This window comes from Nocardia sp. CC201C, from assembly GCF_030010695.1.
In the GTDB taxonomy this organism is placed as follows: domain Bacteria; phylum Actinomycetota; class Actinomycetes; order Mycobacteriales; family Mycobacteriaceae; genus Nocardia; species Nocardia otitidiscaviarum.
Genome location: NZ_JASCXP010000212.1, coordinates 1 through 12,634, shown reverse-complemented (window position 1 = coordinate 12,634; position 12,634 = coordinate 1). Strand labels below are relative to the sequence as shown.

The window sequence follows — 12,634 nt, the reverse complement described above, 5'->3', positions numbered from 1 at the left end:
CCTGGTGATCCACGGCGCGGGCGGCTACTCGGCCGCGCTGTGGCCGCTGACGGCGCTGGCCGCGAGGGCCGGGATCGAGGTGCTGTCCCCGGATCTGCCGCTCTACGGCGACACCGTCGAACCCGATCCGGCCGGGGTGCGCTACGGCGACTGGGTGGAGTCGCTGTGTGATCTCGTCGTCGCCGAACGGGATCGCGACGAGCGCCCGCTGCTGCTGTTCGGCGCGAGTATGGGCGGCATGCTGGCCTACGAGGTCGCGGCGCGCACCGGGGGGATCGCCCACGTGGTCGCCACCTGTCTGCTCGACCCCGCCGATCCGGCGGCGCGGCGGGCGGCCGCGCGCATCGGTGCCACGGCCGCGCTCGCGCCGGTGCTGCGAGCGCTCGACCCGCTCCTCGGACGGGTGCGCGTCCCCATTCGCTGGCTGGTCGATATGCGGGCGATGAGTCTGAATCCGGAACTGTCGCGGCTGTGCGCCACCGATCCGCGGGGCGGCGGCGTCCACATCCCGCTCGGATTCCTCGCCAGCTTCCTGACTTTCGCGCACACCCCGCCGGAACGCTATACGGCCGCGCCGGTCACCCTCGTGCACCCGGCCGCCGACCGGTGGACGCCGCCGGAACCGAGTCTGCGCTTCCTCCGCCGGATCGCCGCGCCCACCGAGGCGGTGCTGCTCACCGGCTGCGGCCACTATCCGATCGAGGAACCCGGCCTGACCGAACTCGCGGGCGCGCTGCGCTCCGTGCTCGCGGCCGTCACCGGATCGGGAACCAACAGTTCGGCGAAGCGCACCAGTTGATCGGTATCGATCGTGTGCCGGGTGAGCACCCGGTGCAGATGCGCGTCGACCGCGTGCACCAGCGTCCGGGCCGCCAGTTCGACATCCTCGCCACCGCGCCCGCATCGTTCCAGGTGGTAGGCGACCTCATCGACCAGATGGTCCTCGAACGCGCGCAGCGCCGTCACCTCCTCCGGCAGCCGCGGCGCGAGCCGGTGCAGCAGGCCGTGCAGCGCCGGGCGATCGCGGTGCAGGTCGGCCACCGCGTCCAGAATGGCGTACAGGGTCTCCGGGAACGACGGCCGCTCGACGCGCAGCCGCCGGAACACCGCACCCAGGCGGCGTCCGCCCTCCTCGACGTGCGCGTGCGCCAGCGCGCGCAGGATGGCGTGCTTGTTCGGAAAGTATTGGTACACCGTGCCGATCGACACCCCGGCCCGGTCGGCGATGCGATTGGTGGTCGCCGCCAGCCCCTCCCGGGAGAACACCTGCGCGGCGGCCTCCAGCACCACCGCCACGGTCTCCCGAGACCGGCGCTGGCGTGGCTGTTTTCGCGGTGTGTCGATGCTTCGAGCATAGCCGTCGGGGCGGTGATGACATTAGCCGATCTTGGACGGGACGTTCGTCCCTACCGGCGCCTCGGCCGTCGTGGTGGTGTGGGCGATTCAGGCCGCGAATCGACGCGGCCCCGAACCGGTTCGAGGAGTGCGGTGTGCGCGCATTGACGCAGCGAGAGATCTTGACCGAGTTGGAACCCGTGGCCGGGGAGTGCGTGAACCGGCATCTGAAGATGGCCAAGGACTGGCATCCGCACGATTACGTGCCCTGGGACGAGGGCCGCAATTTCGCGATGCTGGACGGCGTGGACTGGGAGCCGGGGCAATCCCGGCTCAGCGACGTGGCCAAGGCGGCGCTGGTCACCAATCTGCTGACCGAGGACAATCTGCCGTCCTACCACCGCGAGATCGCGGAGAACTTCTCGCAGGACGGGGCCTGGGGGACGTGGGTGGGGCGCTGGACCGCGGAGGAACAGCGGCACAGCGTCGTCCTGCGCGACTATCTGGTGGTGACCCGCGGCGTCGATCCGGTGGCGCTGGAGCACGACCGCATGACGCATATGACCAACGGATTCGGCGCCCCGGCCGCCGCCCTCGACGACGGCCTGGGGTTCCTGCACTCGGTGGCCTACGTCAGTTTTCAGGAACTCGCCACCCGGGTGAGCCACCGCAATACCGCGCGGGTGTGCGACGACCCCGTCGCCGACCGCATGCTGCAGCGCATCGCGGCCGACGAGAACCTACACATGATCTTCTACCGCACCATGTGCGGCGCGGCCCTGGATCTGGTGCCGGACCAGGCCATGCAGGCCATCGACACCATTGTCGAGAACTTCCGCATGCCGGGCGCGGGCATGCCCAACTTCCGCCGCAACGGCGTCCTCATGGCCAAACATGGCGTCTACGATCTGCGCCAGCATCTGGAAGAGGTGCTCATGCCCGTGGTGCGGCAGTGGAACATCTTCGACCGCAACGACTTCGGTGCGCGCGGTGAACAGGCGCGGGAGCGGCTGGCGGCCTTCCTGGAGGACCTGGAGACCGTCAAGATCCCCCGATTCGAGGAGCAGCGCGATCGGGCGCTGGCGCGGGAACAGGCACGGAGCGCGTCACCCGCCGATCCGGTCCGCTCGTCACGATGAGCCCGCCGTGGCCCCCGAGACGAGGATGGACACGATCCAGGTGAAACCCTGGCCCAGTGCGGTCATCCAGTCGCCGACATTGAACGAACCCATGGCGGATTCCCTCCGTTCTCGTCAGGGATGGACCTCGTCGCCCGCCGCGGTGAGATCGCAGGAGTCGTCATTGCTGCGATTGGCACCCGTGGAGATGATGACGGCGAAGACCTTCTTGCAATTCTGCTCACCCATACCCGCGGTGTTGTACGCGATGGTCGAACCGCGCAGGATGAGCTTGCCCATTCCGGGATTCACCGCATCGGTGAATTGGTAGGGAAGCGTGTCGAGATAGGCGGGGGCGATATTGATCCCCCCGCCTCCGTCGGACGCGGTATTGCCGGTCACCGCGGTGTCGATGAGTACCACCTCACCGACCCCGCGAATATCGAGACCGCCGCCGCGCCCGGCGAATCCGCCGATCCGATACCAGCTGCGATGCGGATTGACGACATGATTGTCGGTAATGGCCGAGCGGGTGAAGACACAGGTGTTGTCGCAGCGGACGCCGCCCGCCTCGCCCGCGGCATTGCCGGTGACAATGCTGTCGGTCATCCGCATATCGGCCACCGGGATATTGAAGATGCCGCCGCCGTAGTCGGCGGCATTGCCGGTGACGAGCACCCGGTCCAGGCGCAGTCGGCCGGAGTTGGCGATACCGCCGCCGCCGGTTTCGAAGAACGGTATCTCGTGCTGGGCGGCGCTGCCCCCGGTGACGGTCAGATCGCTGATCGACACGGTGGCGGTGGTGAGCATGACCCGGTCGATGTGCGCGGCATCGATGACGGTGCGGTCGCGGCCCGCGCCGACCAGGGTGGTGTCGGCGGTGATATCGAGATCGCCGGTGGTCGGATCGATGAACGGGCCGTTGACATTCCACGGATTCGGCGGCACGGTCAGCACATAGCGACCCTCGGGAATGTGAATGGTGCTGCCCGCCCGCACATTCGCGGCCTGGACGGCGGCCCGCAGCGTGCATTCCCCTGCCTCCGTGCGGCACTGCCCGTCGAAGGGGTTCGCCGCCGGTGCGTCCGCCGTGGTGGATACGGTGAATACGGCCGGGCCCGCCGAACCGGTGTCGGCCGCGGCGTACGGCGAGGCGGTGCACAGGGCGAGGAGAATTCCGGTGAGGACGCTGGATATTGTGGAGATCTTCATACGCACAACTACTCTCGCATTGGTGCTTTCCGGTGTAGCAGAAGGCGTCCGGGTGGCGAGGTAGAACGATCGGATTACTGTCGAGTGCACAACGGCGGCGGAGAAATCCTGGCATATTGCCGGATGGACGGTTTTCGAACCGAACTGGCAGGGTATGGACAATTCCTGTGCCGAATCCGGAGTGTCATGATCAGCAACGAACACACCCGCCGCAGCACCGCCCGCATGGCGGCTCCGCTGGTCGCCCTGCTCGCCTGTGTCGCCGCCGCGACGGGAATCGCTCGGGCACAACCGGATTCGATGACCTGGTATGTGCGCGCGGGAGCCACGCCCGGTGGGTCGGGGGAGGCGGGCGCGCCCTTCGAGAGCCTGGCTCGGGCCGCAGCGGCCTCCCGCGCGGGCGACACCATCGTGATCCAGCCCGCGGCCGCGGCCCTGGACGGCGGCATCGCGCTCAAGCCCGGGCAGCGGCTGGTGGGCGGGGGAGCGGAGGTCATCGGTGCGCCCGACGGGGCCGAACTGCCACGGCTCACCAACACCACCGGTGACAACGACGGCGACGCGGTGCGGCTGGCCCCGGGGGCCCAGGTCCGCAATCTGGTCATCGACGGCGCGCAACGCGGCGGCATCTACGGGCACGATGCCGCGGACGCCGTGATCAGCGGTAATCGGGTCACCGGGACCAACCGGCGGTGCGCCGACGGCTTCATGATCGGGCCGTTCACCCTGCCGCCCGGCATCGCGGTGGGCGTGGCGGCGGACCCGCTGCCGGAGTTCATCATCCTCAACAACGGCTGGGCGGCCATCATGGCCGACTTCTCCGCGGCGACCGGCACCATCCGGATCGAGGGAAATATCGTGCACGACACCGCCTGTGGCGACGGCATCGACATTCGCGCGCACGGCACCAGCGTGGTCGACGCCCGGTTGCGCGACAACGCCATCCGGGATATCAACCTCGGCTTGGCCAAACTGTCGGTCCTCGCCCTCGGGCTTCAGGCCGGTGACACCGCGCGCCTGACCGCCGAACTGGTGGGCAACCAGCAGATCGGCATCGCCCCGCTGTCGTCGCCGCTCAATCACCTGGCCGACAGCGAAGGGCTGTTCATCAACCCCATGGGCCGGGCCGTCATGGATGTCACGGTGGACCGCAACGAGTTCCGGGACGGCCACGGCAATTTCTCCGCCAACGGTCTGGAGTACGTCACCACCAACGGCACCCCGCAGAGTCGGGTGACGGTCAGCAACAGCACCTTCGAGCATGTGCGCGGCGACATCATCGAGAGCTACAACCTCAGCACCGAAGGGGCGCGGCAGTCGCTGTCCCTGAACAATGTCAGCGCCTTCCACTCCACCTTCCCGGCGGCGGTGCTCAATCCGGTGATTCCGGCCAACCTCGGCAGTTGCCTGGTGACGACCAATTTCGGCCGCACCGGCAGCACCCACCTCGAGGTCACCGACTCGCGGTTCGGCGATTGCAGCGCCGACGGCATCGGGCTCATCAGCTATACGCCCACCGGCCCGGAACCCGCGACGGCGCAACTCACCTTCGACATCCGGGACACGACGGTCACCGGTGCGGCGGCCAACGGGCTGGCGATCGTCAATGTCGGCGATACCGACGTGGTGCGCGGGAGCATCGACCGCACCTCGGTCTCCGGGGTGCGGGGTAGGCTCATCGACTCCCGCAACACGGGTGTGATCGGCAGTGTCGCCATGGAATTCGGCACCGGCACCCTGGACGGTGCGGCGGTGAGCTGCCTCGCCGCCGACCATCCGAGGGTCGAACTGTCCGCTTTCGCGGTGACCTGCCGGTGAGTCAGGCCACCTTGCTCACGCCCGCGCGCAGCGGTTCGGAGCGGTAACGGCTGGTGGGGCCGTCGATATCGAGGAGTTTCCACACCCGCTTGGCCACCGGGTTCATCAGTCCGATGCGCTTGGCCAGCGCCCGTACGTCCACGAAGTAGTCGGCGAAGGTCTGCTTGGCCTCCGGCGATCCGTAGAACAGCTCCTTGCGCACGCGGTCGGGAATGTCGAACTCGTCGAAGAAGGCGCGCGGCGGTGTGACGATCGCCCGCCCGGCGATCCGCATGACGATCGGCATGGCCAGCGACAAGACGAACCTGTTCACCGGATTGGCTTCCGGCACATGGTGTTCCAGGAACTCGTGGGCGAAGGAGATATGGCGTGCCTCCTCGGCCACATGTATGGCCATGACGCCGCGCATGATCGGGTGCACCTCCTGCCCGGACCGCAGCACCTGCTTCTGGATGTGGTCGATCGGTTCCTCGCCGGCCAGCACCGCCATGAAGAACAGGTTCGGGAAGAACACCGCCATCGGCACCACGATATGGCGTACCTGTCGCACCAGCGGCCCCATTCCGGGCACGTCGATGCCGATCCGGTTCACCATCTCCTGGAACATGAGGGTGTGATTGTGCTCCTCGATCATCTCGTGGGAGCAGTACCGGAATTCCGGGGAGCCGTTGGGCAGCGAGAAGGTGTGCTGCACCATGCCGCTGATCAGCAGCGATTCGAACTGCAACCCGACCTTGGCGACATTGGCCTGGCGGTATTTGCCGATGGCGATGCGCCGCTCCAGCGGCAGCGCCCGATACCAGGGGTGCGCGCCGAGCAGATCGCCGATCGCGGGCAGCGTCCAGCGTTCGGGACCGGTGTCGGGATCGAAATCGGGGTTGTCCCAATCGATATCGTGGAACGGATCGAAGTGCCGGTCCACCGACCCCTCCGACAGCAGCAAGAGTGCGCGCGCGTACTCGGCGGCCTGATCCGCCACCGGGTCCGACTGCGCATCGGTGATTGTGGACACCGTTGTCCTCCTTTCCGACGGGTGCCTGCGGCACCACACCCCCACGTTAAGTGTTACGCGCAGTATCAGTCAATGGTTGGCGGTATCAGCGCTGGTGGGTGACCAGTAATGCGAGGTCGGTGAGGCGGTGAGCGCGGGCGATCTCCGCCGGGGTGAACGGCTCACCGGCGCGGACGAAGGTCATGGGCAGCTCCGGGTGGGTGTCGATCTCCAGGGTGACGCCGGGGGTGCGGGATACGGATGTGCCCGTGACGTACTGCGCGCCGAGCAGTTCGGCGATCACCAGCGGGAGTTCGTCGGGATCGGCGGCGAGCCGGGTGGCCAGGGTGAGCGCCTTGGTCTGGCCGTCGACGAGTGCGAGAGCCGGTGCGGGCCAGATGCCGACCACCGTGCCGCCCGCGCGCATCACGGCCGTCTCCAGGGTGTGGGTGGTGACATCGGCGGGAGTGGACACCACCAACTCGTCCAGGACGCCGTTCTCCAGATGGTGCACGTGCACGGTGAGGATGTTGGCGCGGCGGTTGGCCAGATGTTTGGCCAGCGATTCGAGGCGGCCGGGGGAGTCGTCGATGCGGACGCGGATCCGCCACAGATAGTCGGCGCGGCACACATGGTCGCGGTGCCGCAGCTCCGGGCCGTGCAGCCAGGAGCCGAGCATGCGCATGGCCGAGGGTTCGACCACCCAGATGACCAGGATGGTGGTGGTGACGGTCAGCACCAGAACCGTTGCGAGATACGGCAGATGGTAGTGAACGACGAGGGCGTGCAGCGCCAGCTCCACCGGGAACACCGCCGCCAGCTTGGCCAGCGCCAGGCGGGTGCGGTGCGGATGCGGCAGACGTCCGCATACCTCACAGGCCAGGACATCGGTTCGCTTCATGTTCACCACGGTCGCCGACCGACGTTTCGGCACCGTGCACAGCTGTAACAAGACAGTGAAGGTTGGCGGCAAAAGCGCTGTGCCCTAGCGCTTTCTAGTGGCCTGCCGCACAGCGGCGGTTACACAGTGACGGGTAGCACCCGGATTGCCCCGGGAGCTCCCGAGCGAGTCAGGCGGTGGTGCGGTAACTCCGGGCCACCAGGGCCGAACGCAGGTACCACAGGCCCGATGCCTGGGTCGGGTCGAATCCGGTCAGCTGGGCGATGCGCTTGAGCCGGTAGTCCACCGTATTGGTGTGCACATGCAGCACGCGCGCCGTGCGCTGCCGGTTGAGGTTGTTGGCGATATGCCGTTGCAGGGTTTCCAGCAGTTCCGGGTGTTCGTCCAGTCGATCGAGCAGCGAGCCGAGATACTCGCGACCGGGACCCGGCCGGGTGAGCTGGTATTCCAGAGCCAGATCGTCGAAGCGGTACAGGCCGCGCACGCAGTGCAGGCGGTGCACCATATCGAGCAGGTCGTGCGCCTGTTCGGCGGCGGTGGGAATCTCCGGCGGCGTCGCGCTGACCGTGGTGGCCGTGATCGGCACCCGCGCGGCGCGCGAGAGATCGGTGACCAGGTCGTCCAGCTCCTCGGGCCGCTTGGCCGTCACCGGGATGAGGATGGTGCCGCCGTCGACGCTGAGCAGCGACAGTGCGGCATCCGCGCAGCGCGTGGCGAGTTCGGCCTGTACCCGGCGCAGCTTGCGACGCGCGACCACCTTGCCGTCCAGGGTGGGATCGGATTCCTCGGGATGCGGTGGGATCGTCAGCGCCAGTACCGAATACGACTCGGCGATCTCGATACCGCATTCGCGCGCCATGGTGGAGGTGGGATGGCCGCCGAGCAGCGCCGAGGTCAGGGTGTGCACGGCGGTGTGGTGCTCGCTGACGACGGAACGCAATTCGCGTACGTACGCCAGTGAGACGGTGGAGGTCATCCGATCCAGCATCTCCACCACCAGCTTGGCCCCGTCGATGAGGTTGTCGTAATCGCCCGGGGACAGCCGCAATTCGCCGTCGCCGCGATAGCGTGCGGTGGCGGCGGAGACCACCAGATCGAATCCGATCTTGAATCCCTCGTGGATGGCGTGATGGATGGTGTCGATGGGTACTCCCTCGCGCGCCCACTGTGCGGCGGCCTCGTGCAGCCGCTCGGTTTTGGCGGGAATATCTCGACCGTCCAGCATGCTGACGGCGATTTCCAGGCAGGTGCGGGTAATGGTGGTGACATCGCCGTAGATGGCGTCCCCGGGCAGGGTTCCGCACGGTGCGACGTTCTCGACGAAGTGGCCCACCATCTGCCGGGATAGCGCCCAGACGTCCTTGAGTGGCGAGGACATCGGTCTCCCGGAAAAGGTGAGACCCGGCCTTTCGGTGCTGTCGACGGGCATGGCTGACTCCTTCCGCGTCAAACTACCTGTGCGGCTGGATAACACTAACCATGCCCCCGGTGTCGGCGGTAGGTTTCGGGCTGATCTGTCGGATTGTCGGTGCCCGGCACACTGCCACTGTGACACTTCACAACGGCGTCCGCGCGGACTTCGGCGAGAACGCCCGGGCTGGACACATCACAGCCCGATCACCATCGGTACTGCCCGAAACTTGTGAGATATCAGGAGATTCCGATCGACTGCTGCTTTCGGTCGCTCGACTGAATAGCCTCTCCCGACATGGTTCGCGGGTGGACGAAGGGCAGTCGGGATATGCGTCGGCACGCACGGAAAGGAAGAGTTCGGAGTTGGTCGCGCACGGCCGTGGCGCTCGCGGCCGGATTGCTGGTGGCGGTACTCGCACCGGCGGCGCAGGCCCGGCCGATTTACCCCGCACCCGATCCGGATCCGTTCTACGCACAACCCGCGGATATCGCCGAGTACGCACCCGGCGATGTGCTGGACATACGACCTATGCCGGCGTTGCCGATCTTTCCGGATACCGATATCACCCTGGTGAAGTTCCGTTCCACGAATTCCGTCGGCGATCCCATCGCGGCGGTCACCACGGTGCTGACTCCACACCACCGCGACATCGACGGTCCACTGCTGTCGTATCAGCACATCATCAACGGCCTCGGCGCGCAGTGCTCGGTCTCGCGGGTGCTCTACACCGACGACCCGAATCTCATGGTGCGCGAGGCCCCGGCCTACAACTTCGCGCTGCGCCGGGGGTGGAGTATCGCCATGCCCGACCATCTCGGGCCGAACTTCGCCTACGGCGCGGCGAAACTGGGCGGTTTGATCACGTTGGACGGCATTCGGGCGGTCCAGCGAGTGGAGCAGTTCCGGCTCTCCGGCAGTCCGGTGGTGATGGCGGGCTACTCCGGTGGCGGCATGGCGACGGCCTGGGCGGCGGCACTGGCGAAAACCTATGCGCCCGAATTGCGGATCGACGGCGCCGCCGCGGGCGGGGTGCCCATGAATCTGGTGAAGATGCTGGAAAGCCTCGGTCTCGGCGCGCATCCGGTCTTCGGTCTCGCCCTGGCGGCCGGGCTCGGGCTGGAACGCGAATACCCGCGCCGCTTCCCGATCAGCTCCCAATTCAACGATCGCGGCATGCTGGTACGGCAGCAGATCGCCAATAGTTGCACCAACGACCTGCTCGCCGCGGGCGCCGGGCGTGGTGCACTCGATTTCGCCGCCAGTACCTCCATGATCGATGACCGCGAGGCGCGTGCCGTGGTGGAGGAGAACAGTCTCGAACTCTACGACGGCACACCGAATATGCCGATCTTCGAATGGCATTCGCCCATCGACGGATTGGTGCCGGTGGACGCGATCGACAATACCGTGCGACGGTGGTGTGCGGCGGGCGTGACGGTGCAATCGCTGACCGTGCCGGTCCCCGACCATCTGACCGCCGCCGTGCTCGGGCTGCCGCACGTGCTGACCTGGATCGACGCCCGTTTCCGCGGGGAAACGGCCACCGGAACCTGCTGACGAATCGAAATATTCCCACCGTCTGAGGAGTACGTGTTGTTCACCGCACTGACCGATCGTGAAATCCTGTTGGAATTGGAGCCCGTGGCCGAGCGGCATCTGAACGAACATCTGCGGCATGCCGAGAACTGGAATCCGCACGACTACGTACCCTGGGACGAGGGCCGTAACTTCGCGGCCATGGGCGGAATCGACTGGGAGCCGGAACAATCCTCGCTGTCCGAGGTGGCCCGTGCCGCCATGGTGACGAATCTGCTCACCGAGGACAATCTGCCGTCCTATCACCGTGAGATCACGGACACCCTCGGGATGGACGGCGCGTGGGGTACCTGGGTGGGGCGGTGGACCGCCGAGGAGAATCGGCACGCCATCGTCATGCGCGACTATCTGGTGGTCACCCGGGCCGTCGATCCGGTCGCCTTGGAGAGTGCGCGCATGGCGCATATGACCACCGGAATATCCAGTCCCGAACAGATTTCACAGTTCCTCAGCGGTGTCGCATACGTGACATTGCAGGAATTGGCGACCCGTATCAGTCATCGCAATACCGGAATCGCTTGCGCCGAACCGGTCGCCGAGCGCATGCTGTCCCGTATCGCCACCGACGAGAACCTGCACATGATCTTCTACCGCCGCATCGGCTCCGCCGCATTGGATCTCACGCCCGATCAGATGTTGCGCGCCATCACCGACGTGGTGACCCGATTCCAGATGCCCGGCCTGACCCAGCCGGGTTTCCGGCGCAACGCGGTGCTGCTCGCCAAGAACGGCATCTACGATCTGCGCCAGCACCTGGACTCGGTGCTGCGACCGGTGCTGCGCACCTGGCGTGTCTTCGACCGCAGCGACCTGTCGGGTGAGGGCGAACGCGCCCGCGAGGAACTGCACGCCTACCTCGAGGATCTCGAGGTGAAGGCCCGCCGCTTCGAGGAACAGCGCGACCGGGCGCTGGCCCGGGCCGCGGCGGCGGTGGGCTGAGCCGTGCGCGCGAGTATCGGCACGGCGATGGTGGCGGCGGCCCTGGCGGTCGCCCCGGTGATCGCGGCGCCGATGGTGTGGCCGGACCCGGTGGAGGTCGCCGATCCCACCGTGCTGCGCACCGAGCTGGTAGACACCGAGGTGCGCGGAAATCGTTGGGAGCGACTGCATATCGTCTCCGAATCCATGCGCCGCGTGGTGCCGGTGGATGTGCTGCGCGGTGCGGGGACCGCGCCCCGGCCCACCCTGTACCTGCTCGACGGCGTGGAGGCCGAGGCCACGTCCGACTGGATCACCCAGGGCGGCGCGCGGGAGTTCTTCGCCGACAAGCCGGTCGACGTGGTGCTCACCAGCGGCGGCATGGGCAGCATGTACACCGACTGGCACCACTACGACGCGACGCTCGGACTCAACCGCTGGGAGACCTTCCTGACCGAGGAGCTGCCGCCCATCGTGGAGGATTACCTGCACGGCAACGGTCACCGCGCCATCGCGGGCGTCTCCATGGGCGCACAGGGCGCGATGATGATCGCCGGACGCCATCCCGGCCGCTATCGTGCCGTAGCCGGACTGAGCGGCTGCTACTCCACCGCCGACGAGCTGGGTCGCGCCATCACCCGCATCACCGTGGGCTCCCGCGGCGGCAATGTGGACAACCTCTGGGGCCCGCCGAACTCCCCGGACTGGCTGGCGCACGACAGCCTGCTCGGCGCGGAGGCGCTGCGCGGAACCACCATCCACCTGTCGGTCGCCAGCGGCGTACCCGGCCCCGCGAATCTCATCGCCCTCGCCCAGGCCCCGGATATCGCCGACGCCCTGAGCAAGGCCGGTGGCGGTGTGGCCCTGGAGGCCGGTGCGCGCAGCTGCACCGAACGCTTCGCGCAGCGCCTGGCGCAGTTGGGGATCCCCGCGACCGTGCACTACGCACCGGCCGGTCTGCACGCCTGGCCGGATTTCGCGGCCCAACTGGAACCGGCGTGGCGGACCCTCGCGGGCGCGCTGGACGTTGCGGCGGAGTGATTTTCGCCCATTGCCGCAGGCCAACCGGGCGTGCCGACGAAGTTCCGCCGACCTCGGGTTACTCCACCGCCAGCCGGGTAGTGCGTCGACAGGGCCGCGATGCGGTCCGTCCCGAAGCAACGACCGACGCACGGAAGGAATTGCGATGGCGGATCCGAAGAATCCCGGCCAGTTCGGGAACCGAAAAGACACAGAGGAGCAGGCTCGCAAGGGCGGCCAGGCCAGCACCGGCAGCTTCGGCGGCAAGAACGCCGCCGATCCGCACGAGGCCGGCCGCAAGGGCGCGCGGG

Annotated in this window: 11 protein-coding genes; 6 read left to right on the top strand and 5 right to left on the bottom strand. The window is 67.4% G+C overall.

Translation table 11 applies throughout. The features are described 5' to 3' along the window. On the top strand, positions 1–799 hold a 799-nt coding region (locus tag QK444_RS21395; protein WP_282782978.1), incomplete at its 5' end, for an alpha/beta hydrolase. On the opposite strand, the gene QK444_RS21390 is transcribed toward QK444_RS21395, so the two are convergent. After that, positions 691–1,296, bottom strand: coding sequence for a TetR/AcrR family transcriptional regulator (locus QK444_RS21390; protein WP_282782977.1), 606 nt, complete (start codon positions 1,294–1,296; stop codon positions 691–693). The genes QK444_RS21395 and QK444_RS21390 overlap by 109 nt on opposite strands. A gap of 194 nt (positions 1,297–1,490) precedes the next feature. Between QK444_RS21390 and QK444_RS21385 the strand changes: the two genes are divergently transcribed. Further along, complete coding sequence (locus tag QK444_RS21385; RefSeq protein ID WP_282782975.1) at positions 1,491–2,474, top strand: acyl-ACP desaturase; 984 nt, start codon at positions 1,491–1,493, stop codon at positions 2,472–2,474. Positions 2,475–2,588: 114 nt separating this feature from the next. Here QK444_RS21385 and QK444_RS21380 read toward each other — a convergent pair whose 3' ends face one another. Then, on the bottom strand, positions 2,589–3,665 hold the full coding sequence (locus tag QK444_RS21380; protein WP_282782973.1) for a CSLREA domain-containing protein: 1,077 nt from the start codon (positions 3,663–3,665) through the stop codon (positions 2,589–2,591). 186 nt (positions 3,666–3,851) lie between these two features. Between QK444_RS21380 and QK444_RS21375 the strand changes: the two genes are divergently transcribed. Then, positions 3,852–5,483: a hypothetical protein gene (locus QK444_RS21375; protein ID WP_282782971.1), complete on the top strand. Its 1,632-nt coding sequence runs from the start codon at positions 3,852–3,854 to the stop codon at positions 5,481–5,483. 1 nt (position 5,484) lies between these two features. Here QK444_RS21375 and QK444_RS21370 read toward each other — a convergent pair whose 3' ends face one another. From QK444_RS21370 to QK444_RS21360, 3 genes are all read right to left on the bottom strand, one after another. After that, a complete protein-coding gene (locus QK444_RS21370) occupies positions 5,485–6,486 on the bottom strand; it encodes a diiron oxygenase (RefSeq protein WP_282782983.1) in 1,002 nt (333 codons plus the stop codon). Positions 6,487–6,580: 94 nt separating this feature from the next. Then, positions 6,581–7,375, bottom strand: a complete 795-nt coding sequence (locus QK444_RS21365) for an amino acid-binding protein (protein ID WP_282782969.1) — start codon at positions 7,373–7,375, stop codon at positions 6,581–6,583. A 169-nt stretch (positions 7,376–7,544) separates the two neighbouring features. Then, positions 7,545–8,804, bottom strand: a complete 1,260-nt coding sequence (locus QK444_RS21360; RefSeq protein WP_029932150.1) for a helix-turn-helix domain-containing protein — start codon at positions 8,802–8,804, stop codon at positions 7,545–7,547. Positions 8,805–9,116: 312 nt separating this feature from the next. Here QK444_RS21360 and QK444_RS21355 point away from each other — a divergent pair, with 312 nt between their 5' ends. The 3 genes from QK444_RS21355 to QK444_RS21345 are packed head-to-tail and all read left to right on the top strand — an operon-like array spanning position 9,117 to position 12,344. Next, on the top strand, positions 9,117–10,346 hold the full coding sequence (locus QK444_RS21355; protein WP_282782982.1) for a lipase family protein: 1,230 nt from the start codon (positions 9,117–9,119) through the stop codon (positions 10,344–10,346). Positions 10,347–10,382: 36 nt separating this feature from the next. Continuing rightward, the gene (locus QK444_RS21350) at positions 10,383–11,324 is read left to right on the top strand and encodes an acyl-ACP desaturase (protein WP_282782980.1); all 942 of its coding nucleotides are present in this window, start codon (positions 10,383–10,385) and stop codon (positions 11,322–11,324) included. A 3-nt stretch (positions 11,325–11,327) separates the two neighbouring features. Continuing rightward, positions 11,328–12,344, top strand: coding sequence for an alpha/beta hydrolase family protein (locus QK444_RS21345; protein WP_282782966.1), 1,017 nt, complete (start codon positions 11,328–11,330; stop codon positions 12,342–12,344). Positions 12,345–12,634: the final 290 nt, after the last annotated feature.

Bases quoted from the DNA above. Each gene is read 5' to 3' on its own strand.
- QK444_RS21380 (WP_282782973.1), bottom strand. From the start codon at position 3,665: ATGAAGATCTCCACAATATCCAGCGTCCTCACCGGAATTCTCCTCGCC.
- QK444_RS21375 (WP_282782971.1), top strand. From the start codon at position 3,852: ATGATCAGCAACGAACACACCCGCCGCAGCACCGCCCGCATGGCGGCT.
- QK444_RS21365 (WP_282782969.1), bottom strand. From the start codon at position 7,375: ATGAAGCGAACCGATGTCCTGGCCTGTGAGGTATGCGGACGTCTGCCG.
- QK444_RS21360 (WP_029932150.1), bottom strand. From the start codon at position 8,804: ATGCCCGTCGACAGCACCGAAAGGCCGGGTCTCACCTTTTCCGGGAGA.
- QK444_RS21355 (WP_282782982.1), top strand. From the start codon at position 9,117: ATGCGTCGGCACGCACGGAAAGGAAGAGTTCGGAGTTGGTCGCGCACG.